The sequence below is a fragment of the Stenotrophomonas sp. SrG genome (assembly GCF_050031795.1).
Taxonomy (GTDB): Bacteria; Pseudomonadota; Gammaproteobacteria; order Xanthomonadales; family Xanthomonadaceae; genus Stenotrophomonas; species Stenotrophomonas rhizophila_A.
On sequence record NZ_JBNBBE010000001.1, the window covers coordinates 245,867 to 266,360 of the forward strand.

Annotated in this window: 20 protein-coding genes and 1 pseudogene; 16 read left to right on the forward strand and 5 right to left on the reverse strand. The window is 60.4% G+C overall.

Features of this window, described 5'->3' with window-relative positions:
- The first annotated feature begins 76 nt into the window (after positions 1 to 76).
- Positions 77 to 2,254, forward strand: a complete 2,178-nt coding sequence (locus ACQG3P_RS01030) for a type I secretion system permease/ATPase (RefSeq protein WP_426804028.1) — start codon at positions 77 to 79, stop codon at positions 2,252 to 2,254.
- Positions 2,251 to 3,669, forward strand: a complete 1,419-nt coding sequence (locus tag ACQG3P_RS01035) for an HlyD family type I secretion periplasmic adaptor subunit (protein ID WP_426803931.1) — start codon at positions 2,251 to 2,253, stop codon at positions 3,667 to 3,669. Before ACQG3P_RS01030 ends, ACQG3P_RS01035 begins: the two co-directional genes overlap by 4 nt.
- A gap of 441 nt (positions 3,670 to 4,110) precedes the next feature.
- On the opposite strand, the gene ACQG3P_RS01040 is transcribed toward ACQG3P_RS01035, so the two are convergent.
- Positions 4,111 to 4,482, reverse strand: coding sequence for a MerR family transcriptional regulator (locus tag ACQG3P_RS01040; RefSeq protein ID WP_426803932.1), 372 nt, complete (start codon positions 4,480 to 4,482; stop codon positions 4,111 to 4,113).
- Between the two features lie 85 nt (positions 4,483 to 4,567).
- Here ACQG3P_RS01040 and ACQG3P_RS01045 point away from each other — a divergent pair, with 85 nt between their 5' ends.
- Entirely contained in the window at positions 4,568 to 5,476 is a 909-nt protein-coding gene (locus ACQG3P_RS01045) for an alpha/beta fold hydrolase (protein WP_426803933.1), read from the forward strand.
- A gap of 69 nt (positions 5,477 to 5,545) precedes the next feature.
- Here the strand turns inward: ACQG3P_RS01045 and ACQG3P_RS01050 are convergent, their stop codons facing one another.
- Entirely contained in the window at positions 5,546 to 5,863 is a 318-nt protein-coding gene (locus tag ACQG3P_RS01050) for a winged helix-turn-helix transcriptional regulator (RefSeq protein ID WP_426803934.1), read from the reverse strand.
- Positions 5,864 to 6,017: 154 nt separating this feature from the next.
- Here ACQG3P_RS01050 and ACQG3P_RS01055 point away from each other — a divergent pair, with 154 nt between their 5' ends.
- From ACQG3P_RS01055 to ACQG3P_RS01075, 5 genes are all read left to right on the forward strand, one after another.
- Positions 6,018 to 6,749: an SDR family NAD(P)-dependent oxidoreductase gene (locus ACQG3P_RS01055; protein ID WP_426803935.1), complete on the forward strand. Its 732-nt coding sequence runs from the start codon at positions 6,018 to 6,020 to the stop codon at positions 6,747 to 6,749.
- A 163-nt stretch (positions 6,750 to 6,912) separates the two neighbouring features.
- Positions 6,913 to 7,794 (forward strand): hypothetical protein, encoded by an 882-nt coding sequence (locus tag ACQG3P_RS01060; RefSeq protein ID WP_426803936.1) that lies wholly within the window; start codon positions 6,913 to 6,915, stop codon positions 7,792 to 7,794.
- A 393-nt stretch (positions 7,795 to 8,187) separates the two neighbouring features.
- Positions 8,188 to 8,667: a hypothetical protein gene (locus ACQG3P_RS01065; RefSeq protein ID WP_426803937.1), complete on the forward strand. Its 480-nt coding sequence runs from the start codon at positions 8,188 to 8,190 to the stop codon at positions 8,665 to 8,667.
- Between the two features lie 86 nt (positions 8,668 to 8,753).
- The gene (locus ACQG3P_RS01070) at positions 8,754 to 9,347 is read left to right on the forward strand and encodes a hypothetical protein (RefSeq protein ID WP_426803938.1); all 594 of its coding nucleotides are present in this window, start codon (positions 8,754 to 8,756) and stop codon (positions 9,345 to 9,347) included.
- Between the two features lie 1,061 nt (positions 9,348 to 10,408).
- Positions 10,409 to 10,873, forward strand: a complete 465-nt coding sequence (locus ACQG3P_RS01075) for a DUF6932 family protein (RefSeq protein ID WP_426803939.1) — start codon at positions 10,409 to 10,411, stop codon at positions 10,871 to 10,873.
- A gap of 168 nt (positions 10,874 to 11,041) precedes the next feature.
- Here ACQG3P_RS01075 and ACQG3P_RS01080 read toward each other — a convergent pair whose 3' ends face one another.
- Positions 11,042 to 11,284, reverse strand: a complete 243-nt coding sequence (locus ACQG3P_RS01080; RefSeq protein ID WP_426804029.1) for an AAA family ATPase — start codon at positions 11,282 to 11,284, stop codon at positions 11,042 to 11,044.
- Positions 11,285 to 11,594: 310 nt separating this feature from the next.
- Between ACQG3P_RS01080 and ACQG3P_RS01085 the strand changes: the two genes are divergently transcribed.
- From ACQG3P_RS01085 to ACQG3P_RS01095, 3 genes are all read left to right on the forward strand, one after another.
- Entirely contained in the window at positions 11,595 to 12,026 is a 432-nt protein-coding gene (locus ACQG3P_RS01085) for a hypothetical protein (protein ID WP_426803940.1), read from the forward strand.
- Between the two features lie 474 nt (positions 12,027 to 12,500).
- The gene (locus ACQG3P_RS01090; RefSeq protein ID WP_426803941.1) at positions 12,501 to 12,977 is read left to right on the forward strand and encodes a hypothetical protein; all 477 of its coding nucleotides are present in this window, start codon (positions 12,501 to 12,503) and stop codon (positions 12,975 to 12,977) included.
- Positions 12,978 to 13,145: 168 nt separating this feature from the next.
- Positions 13,146 to 13,691 (forward strand): hypothetical protein, encoded by a 546-nt coding sequence (locus ACQG3P_RS01095; RefSeq protein ID WP_426803942.1) that lies wholly within the window; start codon positions 13,146 to 13,148, stop codon positions 13,689 to 13,691.
- 291 nt (positions 13,692 to 13,982) lie between these two features.
- On the opposite strand, the gene ACQG3P_RS01100 is transcribed toward ACQG3P_RS01095, so the two are convergent.
- A complete protein-coding gene (locus tag ACQG3P_RS01100) occupies positions 13,983 to 14,876 on the reverse strand; it encodes a helix-turn-helix transcriptional regulator (RefSeq protein ID WP_426803943.1) in 894 nt (297 codons plus the stop codon).
- 182 nt (positions 14,877 to 15,058) lie between these two features.
- On the opposite strand from ACQG3P_RS01100, the gene ACQG3P_RS01105 reads away from it, so the two are divergent.
- The 4 genes from ACQG3P_RS01105 to ACQG3P_RS01120 are packed head-to-tail and all read left to right on the forward strand — an operon-like array spanning position 15,059 to position 19,399.
- Complete coding sequence (locus ACQG3P_RS01105; RefSeq protein WP_426803944.1) at positions 15,059 to 16,144, forward strand: patatin-like phospholipase family protein; 1,086 nt, start codon at positions 15,059 to 15,061, stop codon at positions 16,142 to 16,144.
- The gene (locus tag ACQG3P_RS01110; RefSeq protein WP_426803945.1) at positions 16,141 to 17,184 is read left to right on the forward strand and encodes a cyclic GMP-AMP synthase DncV-like nucleotidyltransferase; all 1,044 of its coding nucleotides are present in this window, start codon (positions 16,141 to 16,143) and stop codon (positions 17,182 to 17,184) included. Before ACQG3P_RS01105 ends, ACQG3P_RS01110 begins: the two co-directional genes overlap by 4 nt.
- Entirely contained in the window at positions 17,168 to 18,895 is a 1,728-nt protein-coding gene (locus tag ACQG3P_RS01115) for a ThiF family adenylyltransferase (RefSeq protein WP_426803946.1), read from the forward strand. Before ACQG3P_RS01110 ends, ACQG3P_RS01115 begins: the two co-directional genes overlap by 17 nt.
- Positions 18,896 to 18,898: 3 nt before the next feature.
- Positions 18,899 to 19,399: a Mov34/MPN/PAD-1 family protein gene (locus tag ACQG3P_RS01120; protein WP_426803947.1), complete on the forward strand. Its 501-nt coding sequence runs from the start codon at positions 18,899 to 18,901 to the stop codon at positions 19,397 to 19,399.
- Between the two features lie 51 nt (positions 19,400 to 19,450).
- On the opposite strand, the pseudogene ACQG3P_RS01125 reads toward ACQG3P_RS01120, so the two are convergent.
- Positions 19,451 to 19,723: pseudogene (locus tag ACQG3P_RS01125) on the reverse strand (tyrosine-type recombinase/integrase); the annotation flags it as partial.
- A gap of 172 nt (positions 19,724 to 19,895) precedes the next feature.
- On the opposite strand from ACQG3P_RS01125, the gene ACQG3P_RS01130 reads away from it, so the two are divergent.
- Entirely contained in the window at positions 19,896 to 20,300 is a 405-nt protein-coding gene (locus ACQG3P_RS01130; protein ID WP_426803948.1) for a hypothetical protein, read from the forward strand.
- Positions 20,301 to 20,494: the final 194 nt, after the last annotated feature.

A 20,494-nucleotide genomic window follows, 5' to 3' on the forward strand; every position in this document is an offset into this window, starting at 1 on the left:
ATGTGTTGACACGGGCCGCCATTTATAGGGATGCTTGAAAGACAAGGCCCAGCCGGGCCCGCATAGCAGGGACGTTATGCAACAGGGGACCGCTGCACTCAAGGTCGTGGGCGCCGAAGGCGATAGCGCTGCATCCGACCAATCGCAATTCGATCTGGGCCTGCGCGGCCTGGTATTGCTCGCGCAGTTCCACGGCGTCGCTGCCGATGCCGCACAGCTCGCGCATGAGTTTGGCCGCAATGGCGAGGCCTTCGACGAGACCACGTTGTTGCTTGCTGCGCGCAAGCTCGAGCTGAAGGCGAAGGTCTCCACGCTGGCACCATCGCGCCTGTCGCTGGCCAATTTCCCGGCGCTGGCATGGGACACTGGCGGTCACGCTTTCCTTATCGCCCGTATCCAGGGTGAGCAGGCGCTGATCCATGACCTGGCTGAACGCCGTCCCCGGCAGATTTCGCTGGATGAGCTTCGGCATCGCTACAACGGACGCCTGCTGCAGGTCGCTTCGCGCGCCTCGGTTCTGGGACAGCTGGCACGTTTCGACTTTACATGGTTCATCCCGGCGATCATCAAGTACCGGCGCATGCTGCTGGAGGTGTTTATCGTCTCGTTGTTCATCCAGTTATTTGCGCTGGTGACACCACTGTTCTTCCAGGTGGTAATGGACAAAGTTCTGGTGCACAACGGGCTGACGACGCTGGACGTGATCGCCATCGGCCTGGTCTGCATGGCGGTGTTCGAAGTCGTACTTACCGGCTTGCGTACCTATGTATTCGCGCACACGAGCAGCAAGATCGATGTGGAGCTGGGTGCTCGCCTGTTCCGGCATGTGTTGGCGCTGCCGCTGGCCTACTTTGAATCACGCCGCGTCGGCGACACGATCGCGCGAGTGCGCGAACTCGAGAACATCCGCACATTCCTCACCGGCCAGGCGTTGACCTCAGTGCTGGACTTGCTGTTCACCGTGGTCTTCCTGGCAGTGATGTTCTGGTACAGCGGCTGGCTGACGATGGTCGTGGTGCTGTCGTTGCCAGTGTACGTCCTGATCTCGGCCGGCATTACCCCGGTGCTGCGACGCCGCCTGCAAGACAAGTTCGCCCGCGGAGCGGACAACCAATCGTTCCTGGTCGAGACGATCAGCGGCATCGGTACGGTCAAGGCGATGGCGGTCGATCCGCGTGCCACCCGCACGTGGGACAACCAGCTGGCGGGCTATGTCAGCGCCGGCTTCGGGGTCACGCGTGTGGCAACCATCGGCCAGCAGAGCGTGCAACTGGTGCAGAGGCTGGTGGGCGTGGCGATCCTGTTCTTCGGCGCCAAGCAGGTGCTTGAGGGCAAGCTGTCGCTCGGGCAGCTGATCGCCTTCAACATGCTCTCCGGGCAGGTGGCGGCACCGATCATCCGTCTTGCGCAACTGTGGCAGGACTTCCAGCAGGTCGGCATTTCGGTCGAGCGCTTGGGCGACATCCTCAACACCCGCACCGAAGTGCCGGGAAGTCGAATGGCGCTTCCGCCGATCCTGGGCCGGGTCAGTTTCGAACGCGTGCATTTCCGTTACCGCCCGGAGGCGCCGGAAGTGCTCGCCGGGATTGAGCTGGAGATCAAGGCAGGCGAGGTGATTGGCATCGTCGGCCGCTCCGGTTCGGGCAAGAGCACGCTGACCAAGCTGGTGCAGCGGCTCTACACGCCGGAGCGCGGCCGGGTGCTGATCGATGGACATGACCTTGCGTTGGCCGACCCGGCCTGGCTACGACGCCAGCTCGGCGTGGTGCTGCAGGAAAACTTCCTGTTCAACCGCAGCATTCGCGAGAACATCGCCCTGGCCGATCCGGGCATGGCGCTGGAGCGGGTGATCCACGCAGCCAAACTGGCCGGCGCGCATGATTTCATCGCCGAACTGCCCGAGGGCTATGACACCGTGGTGGGCGAGCACGGCGCAGGGTTGTCAGGCGGACAGCGGCAGCGCGTGGCGATCGCGCGGGCGCTGATCACCGACCCGCGCATCCTGATCCTGGACGAGGCCACCAGCGCACTGGACTACGAGTCCGAGCACGCAGTGATGAGCAACATGCGTTCGATATGCAAGGGTCGCACCGTGCTCATCATCGCGCATAGGCTCTCCACCGTACGCCACGCCAACCGGATCGTGGTCGTCGAGAGAGGCAGCATTGTCGAGACTGGGACGCACGCCGAGCTGGTCGATCGGCCCGACGGCCACTATGCACGGCTGCACCGGCTGCAGGCGGGAACGCCATGAAGCATGCGATTGCAGGATGGAAGGCGTTCGCGCAACGCTATCTCGGCGTGTTTCGCGCTGCATGGGAGTCGCGCCGCGAAATGGACACGCCGGTGCGGCATGCAGATGAGCGTGCGTTCCTGCCGGCGCACCTGGAACTCATTGAAACCCCGGTTTCTCCGACGGCGCGCTGGACCATGCGGGTCATCATCGCGTTCTTCGTGGTGGCGCTGCTGTGGGCAGGGATCGGCAAGCTCGACATCGTCGCAGTGGCGCCCGGCAGGATGGTGGTCGATTCACGGACCAAGATCGTGCAGCCGGCCGAAACCGCGGTCGTACGTCGCATCCTCGTGCGTGACGGCCAGAAGGTGAGGGCAGGGGAGCCGATGATTGAGCTCGATGCCACCGCGACAGGCGCCGAACTTCTGCAGGTGCGTAAGACCCTGACCGAGGCACGCCTGGCCTCGCTGCGCCTGTCGGCGCTGGACAAGGCGATCGACACCGGCACGACGCCCCAGCTGGCCCCGGCGACAGACGTGCCGGCTGAGCGCTTCGCCGCCGAGCAGGCCTTGGCCAACAGCCAGTTCGACGCACTGCAAGCCAAACGCCACAACCTGCTGGCCACGATCGGCCAGCGGCGCGCCGAATTGCAGACCACGCGCGATGTAATCGCGCCGCTTTCCGAGTCGGCACGCATTTCCAAGGTTCGGGCAGAGGACTACGGTCGCTTGGTCGAGGGCAGGTACGTGGGCCGCCACGAGTACCTGCTGCGCGAGCAGGAACGCATTGCGGCCGAGCGCGACCTGGCCACCCAGCGAAATCGGCTGCGGGAGATCGAGTCCGCACTCAGCGCCGCCGAAGAAGAGCTGGGCGTGCTGGTTGCCGATTTCCGCCGTCAGACCCGGGACGAACTGCGCGAAGCCGAGCAGCAGGTTGCGCAGGGCACGCCGGAGCTTGCCAAGGCCGACCAGCGTGATCGGCTGATGACGCTGCGTGCGCCCGTCGACGGCACTGTGCAGCAACTGGCTATTCATACCGTAGGCGGGGTGGTGACGCCAGCGCAGGAATTGCTGGCCGTCGTACCACAGGAAGCGCTTGAAGTCGAAGCCAGCGTCCTCAACAAGGACATCGGTTTCGTGCGTCCCGGCCAGCCGGTAACGGTGAAGATCGAGAGCTTCCCGTACACACGCTATGGATATCTCACCGGAAAGGTCGTCAGCGTATCGCATGATGCGGCGCAGGATGAGCAACTGGGCCTGGTATTTCCTGCCCGCATTCGCCTCGACGGCAGTACCTTGGACATCGACGGCGTGGTGGTGGCCATGAGCGCAGGCATGACGCTGAGCGCTGAAATCAAGACCGGAAAGCGGCGGGTAATCGACTACCTGCTGAGCCCGCTGCAACAGCACGGGCAAGAGGCTTTGCGGGAGCGTTAAGGGCTCCGGCCCGTGTTCGCATAGCCAGATGGTGATGCTATGACGTTGATGGGAGCTTTCAGCATGAAGATTGAAAGGGCAACCGCCGGCAGGGCCCACGCGTTTCGACCGACAGGGGAGCCGCGCCTGCTCCGGGAATCGGACAAGGAAATGCTATGGCGCCGGGGCTCCGTGCCGTACAAGTGGATCTCAACGTCGTGGAAAACCATCTGCTAGTGCAACATCTGGAGAGATCGAGCGGCGCGGCGGTAGCGTCCACGTGAGTGTACTTACCGCCATCCTGCACGGCATATCGCCCAGACGCCGGGATGCCCTACGCCGCCGCGTGTGATCCATGTCCTTGGCGAGTGGGCAGTGGAGGGCTGTCAATCAGCAAGGGCGGGCGTATCGGGCGTGGAACAGACTTGTAACGGCGGCGTCCAAGACGGACATCGCAGGCTCTTACGTAGAAGCTACAAGCATGGCACGCAAGCGAGACCTCTGCTTGTCCAGCATCTCGATCTGCTTATCTAGAATCGCCAGCCTCCTGCGCTGTGTCTCGCTGGTTTCTGGGCACGCCAAGGCACCTTCGATCAATAGCATGCATTCCGGGAAGCTACGGATCTCCTCTAAACTGAAGCCTGCCGCAATAAGGCGCTGTATTTGTTTCACCTGGTTGACCGACACCGTTTGAAACGCGCGGTAGCCATTTCCCGATCGGGAAGATGCCAACATCCCATGCTGATCGTAGTGGCGGATCGAACGCACGCTGACGCCGCTAGCCTCGGCTAGCTCACCAATCTTCATCAGGTCATTACTGGGTTGCTTGGACATCGCGAAATCCTGGAAACGTCTACTTGACTCTAACACTAGTGTCAGCGTTTAGCCTCTGAGTTCCGCTCAATGAGGTTCGTTATCCATGGTCTTTTCCCCAGGCTCATCCATTCGATACACCTGGCTCTATTGCATCGCTCTGTTGCTGGCACCACTGCTTGCGCACGGCGCAAACCGGGCTTACACAGTTGAGTCACCGGACGGAGTCAAAATCGCTGTTCAAGAGGCGGGAAATCCTCAGGGGCAGCCCATCATCTTTGTGCACGGGCTGCTGGGTAGTCACCTCAGTTGGGACAAACAGGTTAATAGTCCTGGGTTGCAGCGCTATCGTTTGATCACCTTTGATCTGCGCGGACACGGCCTGTCCGACAAGCCAGTGGAGCTGGGCGCTTACCGCGAGGGCCGTCGCTGGGCGGATGACCTCGCGGCCGTAATCAGGGACTCCGGCGCACGCGAGCCTGTGCTGGTAGGGTGGTCGCTCGGGGCTGCTGTCATCACCAACTATCTGGCTGCGTTTGGGGACGGACAGATTGCGGGCGCGGTGTATGTAGGCGGGGTCATCGAACTCAAGCCGGAACAACTCGTCGCTCAACCCACCGTTTACAGCGGCATGGCGTCATCGGACCTGCGACTGCATCTTGAAGGCGAGAAGGAATTCGTCGCGCTATGTTTCAGTACGGCGCCTGACGACGCAACGTTCCAGCGCACGATCGCCGCTGCGGCCATGGCATCAAGCGAGATGCAGAGCGCCGTCCACGGCATGTCGATCGATGCTGCCAAAGGACTTGGTTCGATGCATAAGCCGCTACTGCTCATCTACGGTGAGCAGGATGCGCTTGTTCAGCCAAGCGCCTCCGCAGCGCGGGCGAAGGAACTTTATCCCAGGGCCACAGTTGAACTGTATGCAGGGTCAGGCCATTCGCCCTTCTTCGAGAAGCCCACACGCTTCAACCGAGATCTCTCTGCATTCGTTGATGCAGCGAGCGCGCACTAAGCAAGATTGCTACCGACCCGAATGCGTTCAGGCCCAACACGCCAATGGGAGCCGCAGGCTTACGCAAGTTCAATGCTTGCCTTGGTCGTACCGTGTGCATGCGGCTTCAAGCTCACTGCCGTTCTTCAAGGCCCAGCTACACAGCGCTTCAAAGGGCTGCTTCAGAGAGTGACCAAGAGGGGTGATCGCATACTCGACGCCAATTGGTGCGGTCGGCATTACGGTCCGCGTTACCAGACCATGTCGCTCGAGGCGCTTAAGCGCGTCTGCGAGAGACTTGTGCGTGATTCCGTCCAATCGGCGCTTGATCTCGTTGAAGCGGGACGGTTTTGGGCAGATCACGGTAAGAATCATGATCGTCCATTTGTCCGCGATCTTCTCCAGCATGGGTCGAACCTGCGCCATGTCAGAGAGGACTTTCGCAGAGCTCTCAGCCGAACAGGTATCACCGGGTATATCTAGGCTAGCCATGGTGCGTTCTTGATACTTGATATCCAGCGTATATCTTAGCAGCACTCTTGGTTTTTACTGGTGCTCACGAATGAAGAAGATGGAAGGAAAGGTTGCCCTGGTCATTGGCGGCGCCAGGGGCATTGGCTTAGCCGTGGCTGCTCGGATCGCCGCGGAGGGCGCAACGGTGTTCATCACCGGGCGTGACCGCAAACAGGTGGAGGAGGGCGTCGCAGCGATAGGTCCAGGTGGCCGTGGCATCGTCGCCGATGCAAGCGTCCGTGAAGACATCGATCGGGTAATGAAAGAGGTTGGCAGCCAGTTCACTCGTCTCGACGCCCTCGTACTGAATGCAGGCCTGAGTGAGCCGGCATCACTTGCCGAAGTGACCGAAGAACACTTTGACCGACACTTCTCCGTGAACGTACGCGCCCAGATCTTTGGCCTTCAGAAAGCCCTTGGCTTGCTTCAAGAGGGCGCAGCGGTGGTGCTGATGGGGTCGGTAGCAAGCTCACTCGGCATCGCAAACTACGGAACCTACGCCGCAACGAAGGCTGCCCTTCGCTCGTATGCACGCACATGGGCGGCAGAACTGGCCCCCCGCGGAATCCGCATCAACGTGGTGGCCCCAGGGCCCACAGATACCGAGATGATGGAGCGAGTCCCTGATGAGATGCGTAGATCAATCGTCGCCCCGATTCTTCTCGGTCGAATGGCCAAGCCCGCCGAAGTCGCCTCTGCGACGTTGTTCCTTCTCAGCGACGAGTCGAGCTTCATAACGGGCGTGGAGTTGTGCGTGGATGGAGGCATGGGCCAAGTGTAGGCACCAAGCGGTTAGCTGTGGATGCGCGGGCTCGGCATTGAGCCTGGGGCCGGCCGGGTGAGAGGGCAACAAGCGGGGCGCCGGCAGCGACGCCCCGGCTGCCGTAATGGCGTTCCGTGTGAAACGCTAAGATGAGGGACGATCGACGGACGAACCTGGGTTCATGGCAGCAAAGCGCATTTTCCCGGCACTGGCGGCAGCATCCCTGGCCTTGGTCGTGTGGCTGACTTGGAAGCCCACCTCATTCCCCCCCCATACCGCCCAAGCGGAGACGCCGGCCCACGAGCCCGCACCGCCAATTACAGCCGGTTCCTCGCAAAGGCCTGACTCCACCAAGACCAGCCCCCAGCGCGCCTGGTTCCTGGCCCTGAAGCAGCGCGCTGACGCGGGCGACCCAGCCTCTCAGCGTCTGCTCGCGCAGGCCTACGACAGGTGCATGTACATCAATCCAAACGTCGGACAGTACAAGGAGCGGATCCAGCGCAGCATCCGGAGCGCGGAGACCGAAGAAAAGGCGACCGTGTTGGGGTACCTGCTGGAACACGCTCTGCAGGAGTGCGCTGCCGTGGAGGACGGGGCACCGATCGAATGGGAAGACATGCGCCTACTGTATGCGCAGGCGGCACAAGGCGGCGATCTGCCTGCACGGGTCGCGGAGACCGTCTTCAATCCACAGCCACCACTGAGTAAGGTGCAAGCGGCTGCCCTGCTGGAAGAGGTGCTGGCGTCCAACGATCCTGCGGCGATGTTCGCCTTGGGTGATGCCATGGGTGAGTTCTTCGGCATGCAAGTTGCCGAGCCCTACACGGCTCTAGCCGACGGCGAGCTCGCGGGTCGCGCCTGGCAGGTCGCGGCATGCCGCATGGGCCTTGAGTGCGGACCAGAGAGCCCGCCTGCCAGCAGGCTTTGTCTGCTGCAGGGCTGGTGTTATGAGGGCACTTTCGAGCAGGCCACACGTAGACGGTTGGGATCCGATGCCGAACGCGAAGCGTTGGACCGCCGGGTCGAGGCGATCCTGCGCGCGATGCCACCCGGCGCAGCGTAGAGCCGGGCTCTCCCCTTCGAAGCTTGGGGGTGAGGCCATCCCAAGCTTGTCGCCAGGATCAGGCCTCCCATAGGGGATATACTCCCCCTCAACCATGATCCAGGATGGATTTGCCCTATGCGTTTCACTGCAGCAGCCAGTTCGCTTGTCGTTCTACTGTCCATGGCGTCTACCGTCCCGGTCTCTGCGGCGGAACCTGACATTTTCGGAATCAAATTAGGGGCACCATTGGCGCTGCCCCTTTGCCAGATATCCGTGCCTGCTCCAGCTGCCCCCAGAAGCAACAAAGGGATAGGGGCGAGGGCGTTCAACAAGCTGATGACCCCGCCGCCGGAACCCCCGAAGGCCACCCCGCCGGCAACAGGGTTGTGCGTCGCGCCCGGCACGACAAACATGGCCGTAGGCAACACCGAGTTCGCGGCAGGCGAATACGGTTACCTGGTCTTCGCCACGGAGGAGTTCCCGGCGTGGGTGGCGCCCATCGGCATGGCGATCGGCGCGGGCGCAGGCGACGCTTTTTCTCTGGAAGGTGCGGGCGGTTTGGTTCTGCTGCGCAACGGGCGAGTGATCGCCCTGCGCTTCAACACCACCGGGTTCGAGGCGCAGCCGCGTGTGATGGAGTTGCTCAAGCGCAAGTTCGGTTCACCCAGTGCGGAAAAAGCGGTAACTTGGAACAACGATCTGGGCGGCAGCCGCGAATCGATCTCCGCGCAATGGCGCAAGCCTGATTTCTTTGCGGATTATTCTTCGGTCGTCCAATCGCAACCCATGCGAGCGCAAGGGCTGTCGGGCGGGATCGGGTTCCTAAGCATCGGCAATGATGTGGGGCAGCAAGTGCTGCAGCCTGCTGCCAGCAAGGAAGCGGAGTTCTAGTTCGCGCAACCGGAAGTCCTGACCGTGAACCCTGCGGTCCGCGATGGCCAGATGAGGGATCTCTGACAATGCAAGGAGGCTTCAGGATGAATATTGCAAGGGCAACCGCCGCGGTGGTCCACGCTTTGTGCGTGATCGTGCTATGCACGCTGGTGCTGACATTAGTCGGCTGCAGTCGCATGAGTGAGTCGTGGAAGGAGGAAGTGCGGCTGTCAGACGGCCGGCTGATCGTGGTGAAGCGCACCGCGAAGGGAACCATCACGCGCGATATCGCGATGCGTGCAACCGGCTGGAAACCAAAGGAGACCACACTGCGGATCGCGCAGGTGGATGGCGCTGCCAGGCCTCCTGTGTGGCGCTCGTTCCTGATCCCGGTCGTCATGGACTACGACCCGGCTTCATCGACGTGGTCGATCGCAGCCACTTACATGTGGTGCAGCACTTGGTACAACATGGGTCGCCCAGTCTCGCCATACGTGCAGTACATCTCGGTTGGCGGGGAAGCGTGGCGAGTCATGCCCCTGCAACCGAGCCTGGTCGGCAGGCGCGCGAATCTGCTGACCCACATTCGGCCGACAGGAGAATCGGGCCTGGTCCGAGAGCAGTACAAGGAAATGCTTTGGCGCACGAGTTCCGACCAGTTCAAGTCGATCTCAACGTCCTGGAAAACCAACTGCTAGTGCGTCTATACGTGTCGGGGAACACCCTATAGGAGCGTCGCCCGAATCCGTGCAGAATCGGTACGGGAGAAGCGAGGACGCAACATGGACGTTCGTTTGCTGGGGCTCACGGCTGGGTTGTTGATGTCGTCGGTTGCGGCTGCACAGATTCACACGGCCACGGGTCCTGCACCCCGACCACAGCCCGCTGCCAAGAAGGCGGCGCGCAACTCAATGGCGAGCGCGACCACGCCTTTCAACTGCCAGCACTACCGGTGGCCGAGCCACCCGCACCCGGGCGTGAAGCCATACTGCGACCGGATCGAAGCTCGAACCCTGCAAGATGAAGCCCGGCGCGCAGGTCGCCCCGGACCATCCGACGACGTCATATCACTGCCCGCACTTGGCTCTGATGAGGCAGCCCGCTCAGGGCGCGCTTGTGTTGGCGGGCAGGCGATGCGCAAGCTCTCCAATGGATGGGTGCAGGTTTCGTCGCCGTCTGGCGGCTGGCAGCGCTGCAGGGCGATATAGGTGGGCGAAAGGCCTTACTTAACGCGACTTCAAGCCATACTCGCAATCATCGGGCTCTAAAGGTCAGGGATCGTTGATTTGGTGGGGGCGGGCAGATCCCGACCCAATGTGGACTTGGGCTGGAGCGCCGCTGTATGCCCTGCAGGGTTCGGCTCTACGCACGCTTGTTGGCCGATCCCAATCGCACTAAGATCGGCCGTATCGAGGGAATAACGCACCATGTGGCGTGCTGTGGATAAGGCGCGTACCCGGAGCGAGTAATTCTGCAATTAGGTAGTTGGATACGGAGGAAAACGTCGCATACCGTTTTAGATCTAAGGGCGATTGCATCATCCGGCAGCGGGATGATCCTCGGTGCCAGCGGATTCACCACATCGGATTTGTGGGCAATAGCGTCTTCTGCAAATTCTGGTGGTGGACAACCAGCCCTAGGCAACGTATCTCGCTTCCCGGTTTCCGACCTGCGTGTCATTGCATCTTCAAGCGGCGATCGTGTTGTCTTCGACTCTCTATCGTAGATGCGTGCACGCCGAACTCGCGTCCAATAAATCATGAAAACCGAACCTGCTTCGCGGGCCGGATTAATTCAGGCGTTGAACCCTATGATTAAAGCAATGTCACTTACCGAATTAAGCGCCGAATATGGCACCAATGAGACCCGCGTAAACTTGCTGTCTGAGCTTAAAGCCTTTCGTGATATTCTAGATGAGAACTTTAGTGTCTATCGATTGCTCGTCTATGGGAGCTTTCTTACCGCAAAAGATAACCCGAGTGACATTGATGTCATGGCACACATCTGCGCGTCCCCATCTGACGCCGGCTTCAGCAGGATCACCTTCCTTCGCCACGTCGCGCCACCGCATATCGACGTGTTCACGCTGAATCTATCGAAGAGCTTTGATGTACGCCGATCCCCGCCGACTGCGCAATCCATGGTTGAGAGTTTCAACAACCTGGATAGCCACCTAGACAATGGCACCGCGTGTCACTTGGCTGTTGAACTGACGCGTTCTTGACCGGCTACGGCCGGGCTTGCAATGTGTTTGCGCCAACGCTGCTACGCGGCGCGGCTAGATTCATGCGTTCAACTTCCGACTATGGCCGGAAGCAGACATCGGCGGGGCAGGGCTCAGGGGGATCTGGCGAGTGCCCGGGGCGGCGGTCGCACGATCCTAGGCTCTACCTCAGTCGTGGATATTTAAGCGGCCTCGGCCACAGAATAGTTCCAGTGCATGGCCAACAGAAGTCTTTCCGCTGTTGTTGGAGCCTACGAAGATTGAGATATCTGAGGCTAGGTCAATGACAACCGTCTTGAGACGCCTAAAATTGCGGACATCCAGTTTCTTCAGGTACATCCTGCACCCCGTTCGATGCTTCAAGTGGTATGTGTGTGCCGCCTGGAGATGCGTGCCGTTCATCCCCAACATGTTCGCCAAAAGTCAGTGCAAGCATAGTCCAGAATTTCAGTTTCCTACCTAGTTTTCGCCCTTTTCGTTCACAGAAGATCGGGCGGGCAGGGCGCAGCATCCGCGGAGCAGGGGGGAGCACCTGTCCGGGAACGGAGTTGCCGGCGCCGTGCCGAGGGTATCCGACCCGACAACCCTAGGCGCGTGCGCCACAAGCAACGGGCAACCGTCACCAGCGAGGATGCGTTACGGGGGAGGGTCGCGGTAGCCTAGTCGCAGCTCATGCGACTAGCAGCTGCTTTAATGACGCTCCATCCATCACGTCGCCGCAATGAATCTGCTAACAGCGAGCGGAGGAAAGGCCCTCCTCGATTTTCTCAGGAACCTAACGCCTCAGATTGTTCTCCTGACGACTGCGATCTTACTGTTCACGGCCGCTGGGGAACCAAAAACGAACATGCCGTTAGCCCTTTATGGCCTTGCAGTGTGCCTTGTGGTGATCTGGCTACTGGCATTCATTGCAAGCTTTGAGAGCTTTATGCAACACGCCATCTCGGATTCCGATTTCATGAAGGCAGAAAGAAAGCGGATACGACTGGTGGAGAAGAACGCTGCTAAGCGAGCGTGGAAGCTTTTCTGCTCGCTCGCCAGCCACAGCAAGATTACTTTTTTGGAGTTTTTTATTGCAGTAGTGGTGACCTATTCTGCGATCCTTACTGTCGTGCTCAGTGCGATCAAAGCCTCGCTGCTTTCGCGTGGATGAGGGCTTTCCAATACTTCCGTGAAGCGGGACAGCGTAGTGGGCATAGGTAAGCAGGCGATCTTTGCCACACCAGGGGATGAAGATCATTTGCGCCCATCCATTGGACATGGATGGGCTTCCAGCGGCAACTGGCGGAGCACGTATTGGTGTTACCTGGGACGCTTTTCATATCAACAGCTTATCGATCCACAGCTGAGATTCCTAACAAACTGAATAGGGGTCGCAAACAAGTATATGTGTACGCCCTTCGTCATCCACATGTATATCTGTTAGTTGTTCAGCGGCAACGCAGGTAGGGCGGTTGCGGCATGTGTATTTCGGGAGTAGCGTCATAACGTCTGCTGTGGGCCCTGGCCGACGCTGCATTGAAGCGATGGCCTCAGCGGACGTTATGCAAGTGACCTGGATTAACCTCGCTTGGATCGTCTGGATCCCTGGGCTCTTCCCATAGGGAGGTCTCTTTGGAGCAGGGGCATGAGTCTTACTACCAATGCCATGCAGCGCCGGCTGGGGGTGCGTCAAGCTCGTACAAGCAACTCGGCAAACCTCTGGACACTGCAGTCACCGAGAGCTGAGTGCCCGGTCACCCTGAGCGGTGACTTGAGGATGAAGCTCTTCTTCTACTGTGAGGGTGACGCGGAAGTTCGAGAAGCAGAGTACTGCGAGCCGCGATTAGAGGTGCGTTTAGATGGCGGCCCATACGTCGTTGACGCATTTGTTACATTGACGGACGGATCCATTCAGGCGCGAATGATCGACGACGGTTCGGATCGCGCCAGGCGAGATATTGACGCAATGACTGCCGAGTGCGGTCATTCAGTCGCTGTGCTCACTACACGTGATCTGGCCCAGTCGAGATGCGAATCCGCAACTGGCAAGCTGCAATCTCTGCATTCCACCGCAGTCGCGACGCCGGTCTCGCTGCCTTGGCAGAGGATGTTGAATCGATGATCAGACGACGCGGCAAGGCGTCACTCGGGGAGATCATCCAAGCCTATCGTCAATGGCACCCGGCGGTGGCAATAGGGGCTGCCGTGCTGGCTCTGCGTGCACGATCGCTTGAGTCAGACATGGATGTTCAACCATGGTCTGTGCACACTAGGCTCTACAGGTGTCAACGTGACGACGGGCATTAATTTCAATCGGAGTACGCTTCCGGCGGACCTCGCGAACTACGATGAGTGGCCGCCTTGCGATACCAGCCAACTGGACCAGGCGAATCTAGCTCTGTTCGAGCGAAGGAAGAGCGCTCTCGTTGCTTACTTGAGTGGCTGCACGACTGCAGAGATTTCCTCTCGGTTCGGCATTGAGAATGCTGAGGTTCTGCGATACCTCAATCGATGCATCGCGGTTATGGGCGACGGTCGGATTGCGGGCTGGGCTGGCGTCCTCAAGGGTTTTCGCAAGCAGAAGCCTGTGCGATCGAAGCCAGTATGCGCGATGCCAGCTCAGTCTGTCGGTGGATATACCGGCGCGCTCTCGGCGCTTTTTTCCTCTCATCCTGATGTTCAGATGGCGCTGGAGAAGTACCTCGCCACCGGTATTGCCCCAGACGGAGTCAAGAAAGGGCGAGTGAGCAAGAAGCGTGCGCACCAAGAATTTCTCGAGCTCTGTCGACGTGTTGGACTTGGTAAGAATTCATGGCCGTTCTGTGTTGATAGGTGAGGCAGAGAAGCGATTTCGACGTACGTACAGAACTTCTTTTCCGCGAATCATGAGCGGATTGCGTCGCTACAATACGGGGAAGAGTGCAGAATGCGCTCAAGGAGGCCCGGCGGAGAAGTTGACAGCCCCAACGCGTTCGCCCCGCTTGAGATTGTGGAAGCTGATGAGCACGCGGCGGACATCATATTTGCCGTGGGCGTAGATACTCCGAAGGGGGTGAGATACGTACCCAGCCATCGCATGACGCTTATCGTCGTCAGGGGCTATCGCGCCTGTGCCGGTACCCTGACCTCAGTCGTCTGAAGTAGCGCAGGACAGACGAAGCGCATCAAGCTCAGCGCGATTTCGAATGACAATCTGCCGGCGAGCCGCAGGAAGGCACTCCACAGGAATGTCCAAGCCGTAGTGACGCTCGAAGTACCAGGTCATGCACAGGCGCATTCGTATTCCGATCACTCCGTCCGCCATTCCGTAGTCCATCTCGATGGCCTGACGTTGCCATTCGGACAGGTCTGGATGAGGCGACAACTCAATAGTGAAAAATTCTTCCCACTCACGGTCCAGGCTAGGGTCCATCGGCGACACCCGGCTGTCACCGATCTGAAGAATTCGGGCCAGGACGAAATCGGTGAAGCGGGACTTGTTGAAGCACCAGCCCCGGATGTGCCAGCGGGCGCCGTCGTAGACCAGTGCATGAGGAGCAATCCATCGAAGCACGGGATCCGGTGTCGACATCGACTGGTAGCGAATCTCAATAGCTCGCCGGTGCCTGATGGCAGACACAACTGGCCTTAGCGTTTCTGTGTCCAGCCGCCTGCGCACTCGAGGCATGACGGCATGGATGGGTACATCGCCAAGCCAGGAGTCACCTGAGGCAATCGCGTCATCGGCCAGCAGGAGCAACTGGGTCAGGTACTGACGTGCATCAGGGAAGGTAACCCGTGGCTGGAAGTGGCGAGTAGGGATGTACGCCTTCCGGACCCGATCGTACTCAATGCTCTGGGGAGCCAGTTCGAGATATCGCGCGACATCGTCGGATGCTTGGGGGCCTGATATGCCAAAGCGCTCCATCAGGGCCGACCGGGTTAGCTCTCCCTCCCAGTACAGCCGATTCTCTATGAACGCGTAGCGCTGCCGCTGACTCCATGTCTTTGAGCTGAATGGGGGTGGTACTTGTTCAGACATGGTCGTCTTTCCGGCCAAAGGACTAGTATCCCCCAAACCACCTAGAAAAGTTTCTTGCTTCTGATTCATCTCGATGTTAGCTTGCCTACCACGTCGGCAAATTCCCTGAAGCCACTACCCATAGGGGGTGGGGCAGCCAAAGACTTCCACATCTTGTGTCCTAGGGGACATCGGAGGACGCAATGAAGCCATTTCGAGTTTTGTGCCTGGACGGTGGTGGGATGCGCGGGGTCTATCAGGCGGCCTACCTGCGCACCTTCGCCGCGCGCGTTTGCGGCCAAGTCGGTGAGGAATTGGACGTAGGCCGTTGCTTCGACCTTATCGTTGGCACCAGCACCGGCGGGATCGTGGCGTCCGCTTTGGCAGCAGGTGAGTCGCTGTCCAAGGTTGACCAGCTCTACCAGGAGCACGGCGGGAAAATCTTTCCGCTTCAGTGGCTGAGGCGCATTCCCGTCCTGGGGCAGACTGTCCCGCTGTTTGGTCTTGGCATCCGCCGGGGTGAAGCCGCGCTCCGGGCGGCGCTGGAGCACACCTTTGGCCAGAAGACCTTCCGGGACGTGCATGACGAGCGCGGCATCCGGCTGGCGCTGACGTCCATCGATATGGCGCGACACGCTGCCGTGGTGTTCAAAACACGACACTTGGCCCGGCTCAATGGACGCGATGACAAACGGACGCTTGTCGATGCCTGCATGGCGACCACGGCAGCCCCTATCCTGCGAGCCCTCGCGCAGCTGGATGAGCCAGATGGGCAGGCGCGGGTCGTGTACACGGACGGGGGGCTGTGGGCCAACAACCCTGGAGCGCTTGGCGCGTTAGAGGCTGTGGAAATTCTGGATGACCTTGGCGAGAACCGTCCCGTCCACCTTTTCATGCTCGGGGCGCTGCCCGCGCAAGGCGGTGAAGAAATTACCGACCGCCAGCGCTATCGAGGTGCCTTGGGCTGGCGCGGAGGCGTCCGCGCGATATCGGCAAGCCTGAACTCGCAGGCGGTGGGCTACGACTACATCAGCAAGAAGATCCTGCAGTTGCGCAAGGATGGAAGCATGGCATTTCGCATGCCGGCGCAATGCCCCTCAGAGAAGCTGCTGAAGTACATCCAGAACATGGATGACGCTCGCCCCAAGGTGCTGAATGCCCTCAGGCGCCAAGCGGTTTCCGATGTGGACTACGCGTGGGCTCAGGCGTTCACGCAAGACAGCGAAATGGCGCGTTTCCGCGCCGCCCTGACCGATGGCCTCTGTGAGCAGCAAGGAGAAGGAAAATGAGCGTGTTTGACTGCGGTAGCGATATGAGCAAGTTCCATGCCGACGAAGTAACGCTCAGCAACGACGAGCGTACGGAGATGCGGGAGCGCCGGGATACTGGGCGTCGTCGCCTTGAGATTGGCTTGGATGAAGAGGAGCATGCCCAGCCGAAGATGGTGTGCACTCAAGGCTCCTACGCGATGCACACGATGGTCCAAGACCCCGACTTTGATTACGACATCGACGACGGGGTGTACTTCGACGAGGCGGCACTTGTCGATCAGCATGGCTTCGCTCTGACGCCGCTGGAGGCCAAGGAGCGCGTCTGTACGGCACTCTCACGCGACAGGCGGTTTGCCAATCCGGCAGAGGTGTTTCCCAAGTGCGTCCGGCAGGCTTATCACCAGGGCTACCACATCGACATGCCGGTCTATCGCATCCGCAAGGAAGACGATGGCTGGGGCGGTACTCGCGAGGTGTTCGAACTGGCAGGCGATGGCAGCTGGGATCCTTCGGATGCGCGCGCCACCACGCGCTGGTTCAAGCAGCAGGTTGCCGATCGAAATGGTGAGAGTGCAGGGGCTGGCGATCAGATGCGTCGGGTCATCCGACTCACCAAGTTGTATGCGCGCAGCCGGTCTGATTGGAAGGATGAGACCACCAGCGGCATTGTCATCACCAAACTCGTTTCCGATCACTTTGTGGGTTTCGATGGCCGTGACGACGAGGCGCTGCTTGAAACCTGGAAGGCGATCAAGGCCCAGCTGGACTGGTCCACAGAGGTAGCCCATCCCGTAAATGCGTCAAAGCTCGCCGAGGCTGGCAATACCAAGGTGCGGTTCTTCCGGGACAAGTTGGGCTGGGCAATTGAGCAACTGGCGGTGCTTGAGGATGACTGCACGCGAAGCGAGGCCCGCGAAGCGTGGGATGAGGTCTATGCCAGCAGCTACTTCCAGGCGCTGCCTGAGCCCGTGCAGAAAGCGGAGGCAAGCCGCGGCTTCTTCATTGCGGCTGAGGCGCGCTCTGACGTGAGGAACGACGGCAATGGTCGGTTCGGCTAAGGCCAGCGGCTTGGACTTTTCTGCCAACGTCGTCGAGCAAATCGAGTCCGCCCTTGCAGAGGCAAGGGCGGACGAATGGCGCCGGGTCAAGCCGAGCGAAGAGGCCGCCTTGGCGCATTTTGGCCTGGTTGCCGCGTGGCGAGTGAATGTGCCGAAGGCCTGGCACTCTCATCCGACGATCGATCATTTGATTGTCGGAATCACCGCACAGTTCCCTTTTGCTGATCCTGTCGCAGTTGCCTTGCAGGGAACCCCTCCTGCGGCGCCGTATTGGCCCCACATCGACCCCAGGGGCGCTCTGTGCCTGGGCCGACTTCGCTACTCGTCCAGTGCTGCGACGCGGATCCTGACCACCCTTCAGGATGCGCTGCAGGTCTTGGGCATGAGTGAGGAGGAGCGCGACGCCGAGCACCGGCGAGAGTTCATCGCCTACTGGTCCCAGCTCGGTAAGGAGTCATCAATGCCTTACCGATCCCTCCTGGAAGACGCGCCGACGTCGCGAGACATTGTCTACTATGGAGATGCGAAGCGCGGCTTGGTATACGCTGAGTCGCCCGAGCAGCTGCGCAAGTGGCTGTCACGCACAGGCACGTCAGCGCCGAATGTGGTGGCCACCACCCGTCTGATCTGGCTGGACCAGCCGATGGTACCTACGGCGTTTCCGGCGGCGGGCAGGGATGTCATTGCGCTGGATGCGGCCGGCGCGCTTGCCCGTCATATGCGAGCCGGCAGTGTGCTTCCTGTGGTACTGGGTTGCGAGATTGGAGGCGAGCCGGTCTACGTATGTGCGGAGATCGAAGGGATCAGCGCGGCGGCCGCCAAGAATGGCTTCCGTCCGTCCCGGCCTCGACCTCCCGCGTGGCTGGCGAGGAGCTTCAATGCCAAGCCTGCAGTTCGCAGGAGCGTCCAGCGTGCGGACTACCGCGCAGTACACGGTCGCGGAAAGCGGGCGGATGCTGAAGCCTTGCGTGGCAAGACCGTAGCCGTCGTAGGCTGTGGCGCACTGGGCGGCTATCTGGCGCGAGACTTGGTCCAGGCGGGCATCGGTTCATTGCACTTGGTCGATATGGATCGCCTGAGTTCAAGCAATACTGGGCGTCACATCCTGGGCATGCAAGCGGTAGGTCAGTACAAGTCGGTTGCGCTGGCCAAGCAGTTGCTCAGGGACTTTCCTAGCGCGGTGGCTGTTGACCCGTGGATGGGCGCAATCGAGCACGCCAATGCTGAGCATTTGGAGGCCCTGTCACGTTGCGATCTGGTCATCGCGGCCGGCATCGGGATCGCGGGCGAACTCGCACTGAACCGTTGGCGAATTGGACTGGAACGCCCACCAGCGTTTTTGTGGACCTGGCTTGAGGAAATGGCCGTGGCCGGCCACGCAGTGGGGATCGTCGATGCGACCGATATCACCCCCGCACTCGACGCCGATGCGCAGTTTCGGATGCGACTGACATCGAACTGGCCACCCGGGGAGGGCCAGGCGGTGGAGGTGGGCTGCGGCGTCGCATTCCAGCCCTACAGCGCTGCTGACATGATGGGGACCATTAACGTCGCGCACCGCCTGGCTTTGGACGTTCTTCTCGGAAAGGTGGAGCGCAATGTAGTTCGCTCGTGGCTCGGCAACCGCGAGGTCGCCCTCGGTGCGCGCTGCACCATTGATCCAGCGTTTGACAGGTCTTACGGGGAGATCTCGCGTGCGTGGGCGTGGTAACTGATGTATCTCGCGACAACTGCGGGCTATGCGCAGTGCGTGCGCATCGCGCAAAACGTGCTCGATCATACAGTCCAGTTCCGCCAGCTGAACTGGCGCGCGGCCGAGGCGGGTGGCCAGCTGTTTGGCACCGTTGCCGGCGGGGAAGTGCTGATCACCAGAGCCGCCGGGCCCCACGCCGGGGATACGCGCAGTCGCTATTCCTATCGCTCTAACCCGGATGCAGCACAGCGTTGCATCGACGAGCACGGTCAAATGGGCTTGCTGTACCTGGGCGAGTGGCACACCCACCCCGAGACGGCTCCAAACGCGTCGACGACCGATGTGGAGGCGATGAGGCGTCTGCGCGCCGCCTCGCAGACGCGAGTGAGCACGCTGCTCATGTTGATTCAAGGGAGAGCCCCAGGCATCGACGGGCTAGCCCTGTACTCATTCGATGACGATGGGGTCGCCCGATGGCAGATTGCACGCGGCGTGCATACGGAGGCCGCCGCGCCGCCCTGAGCTGCGCAGTGCTTGGACGCCTGCGCGCTGCCGCCTTGGAGGAGGCAATATTCACTCCATCAGTCGCGACGCAGGATTGTCCTTCGCGCTGCCTCCCTGATAGTAGCCGACGACGCTGGCGACCGAGCGGTGATCGGTCATGGCCATCAGCGCAGGCAGTGCCACGCCCTGCCTGGCACCCTCGGTAACGAAGCCCGAGCGCAGGCTGTGCCCGCCGAAATCGCCTTCAAGGCCAGCTAGCGCGGCTCGCCGCTGGATAACCAGGGCGATCGCGCGATCACTCAGTGCCGGGCCAACCCGCGTTCCCCACACCCGGCGAAACAGCAGTGGGGGTTCCACGCTGCTAGTGCGGATGCGCGTTTCTGGGCCTGCGCCATCCTTCAACGTGCCGATAAGGAGGCGTTATCGGGGGTAGGGCAGTGGTCCGTTGCTGGCCGGTGAGGCGTGGCGCGCTGTGGGCCGAGTGGGCAATTGCGAGCGTTCACGACTGCTGGCTATGATTGCGATTTCCTTCGAGGCACTGGCCAGCATGCTGAACCACTATGCGATAGAAATGAGTAGGGACGCTTTGATTGACGCCCTGCGCTATCTAGACGGCTTGAAGTTTGGAGGCAAGATCTGCTATGCGCAGGTGCCGGTTTCTGTGTCGATCGGCGGGAAGGTGTTGATCGACATCGAGTCCTGCCTGGTGCGATTCGTTCACGATACGAACCACCACAAAGTTCAGATCGACGACCTCGCCGATCATGACTTCCATGGCGAGTTCTCGGTTGCCTGGCAGGAAATGAGCTTTGATGAAGATGATGGCGTTCTGCTGATCGAAGGGACTGAGCAGAGCACAAAACAGAGGTACAAAACGTATCTCCACCTTCATGGTAAGCAGGCTTTTCGCAACCTCTGATGATTCAGTCAATCTGACCGACTTCATCACCCAGCTTTGCTGTACGTGCTGTCGTGCGATTCAAAGGTCGATTGCCGGTACCGATGGCGCGACGACAACATGCGCCCAGCCAAATACCAACGCGGAACAGGCACACGCACAGAGACCTTGAGCGTGGCGCTAATACGCTCTAAAAACATCCTTCATTTGTCATC

Coding starts and splice junctions, on each gene's coding strand:
- ACQG3P_RS01060 (WP_426803936.1), top strand. CDS start 6,913: ATGGCAGCAAAGCGCATTTTCCCGGCACTGGCGGCAGCATCCCTGGCC.
- ACQG3P_RS01070 (WP_426803938.1), top strand. CDS start 8,754: ATGAATATTGCAAGGGCAACCGCCGCGGTGGTCCACGCTTTGTGCGTG.
- ACQG3P_RS01050 (WP_426803934.1), bottom strand. CDS start 5,863: ATGCTGGAGAAGATCGCGGACAAATGGACGATCATGATTCTTACCGTG.
- ACQG3P_RS01100 (WP_426803943.1), bottom strand. CDS start 14,876: ATGTCTGAACAAGTACCACCCCCATTCAGCTCAAAGACATGGAGTCAG.
- ACQG3P_RS01080 (WP_426804029.1), bottom strand. CDS start 11,284: ATGTTGGGGATGAACGGCACGCATCTCCAGGCGGCACACACATACCAC.
- ACQG3P_RS01085 (WP_426803940.1), top strand. CDS start 11,595: ATGAATCTGCTAACAGCGAGCGGAGGAAAGGCCCTCCTCGATTTTCTC.
- ACQG3P_RS01045 (WP_426803933.1), top strand. CDS start 4,568: ATGGTCTTTTCCCCAGGCTCATCCATTCGATACACCTGGCTCTATTGC.
- ACQG3P_RS01090 (WP_426803941.1), top strand. CDS start 12,501: ATGAGTCTTACTACCAATGCCATGCAGCGCCGGCTGGGGGTGCGTCAA.
- ACQG3P_RS01130 (WP_426803948.1), top strand. CDS start 19,896: ATGATTGCGATTTCCTTCGAGGCACTGGCCAGCATGCTGAACCACTAT.
- ACQG3P_RS01075 (WP_426803939.1), top strand. CDS start 10,409: ATGAAAACCGAACCTGCTTCGCGGGCCGGATTAATTCAGGCGTTGAAC.
- ACQG3P_RS01040 (WP_426803932.1), bottom strand. CDS start 4,482: ATGTCCAAGCAACCCAGTAATGACCTGATGAAGATTGGTGAGCTAGCC.
- ACQG3P_RS01110 (WP_426803945.1), top strand. CDS start 16,141: ATGAGCGTGTTTGACTGCGGTAGCGATATGAGCAAGTTCCATGCCGAC.
- ACQG3P_RS01035 (WP_426803931.1), top strand. CDS start 2,251: ATGAAGCATGCGATTGCAGGATGGAAGGCGTTCGCGCAACGCTATCTC.
- ACQG3P_RS01120 (WP_426803947.1), top strand. CDS start 18,899: ATGTATCTCGCGACAACTGCGGGCTATGCGCAGTGCGTGCGCATCGCG.
- ACQG3P_RS01055 (WP_426803935.1), top strand. CDS start 6,018: ATGAAGAAGATGGAAGGAAAGGTTGCCCTGGTCATTGGCGGCGCCAGG.
- ACQG3P_RS01030 (WP_426804028.1), top strand. CDS start 77: ATGCAACAGGGGACCGCTGCACTCAAGGTCGTGGGCGCCGAAGGCGAT.
- ACQG3P_RS01065 (WP_426803937.1), top strand. CDS start 8,188: ATGGCCGTAGGCAACACCGAGTTCGCGGCAGGCGAATACGGTTACCTG.
- ACQG3P_RS01105 (WP_426803944.1), top strand. CDS start 15,059: ATGAAGCCATTTCGAGTTTTGTGCCTGGACGGTGGTGGGATGCGCGGG.
- ACQG3P_RS01115 (WP_426803946.1), top strand. CDS start 17,168: ATGGTCGGTTCGGCTAAGGCCAGCGGCTTGGACTTTTCTGCCAACGTC.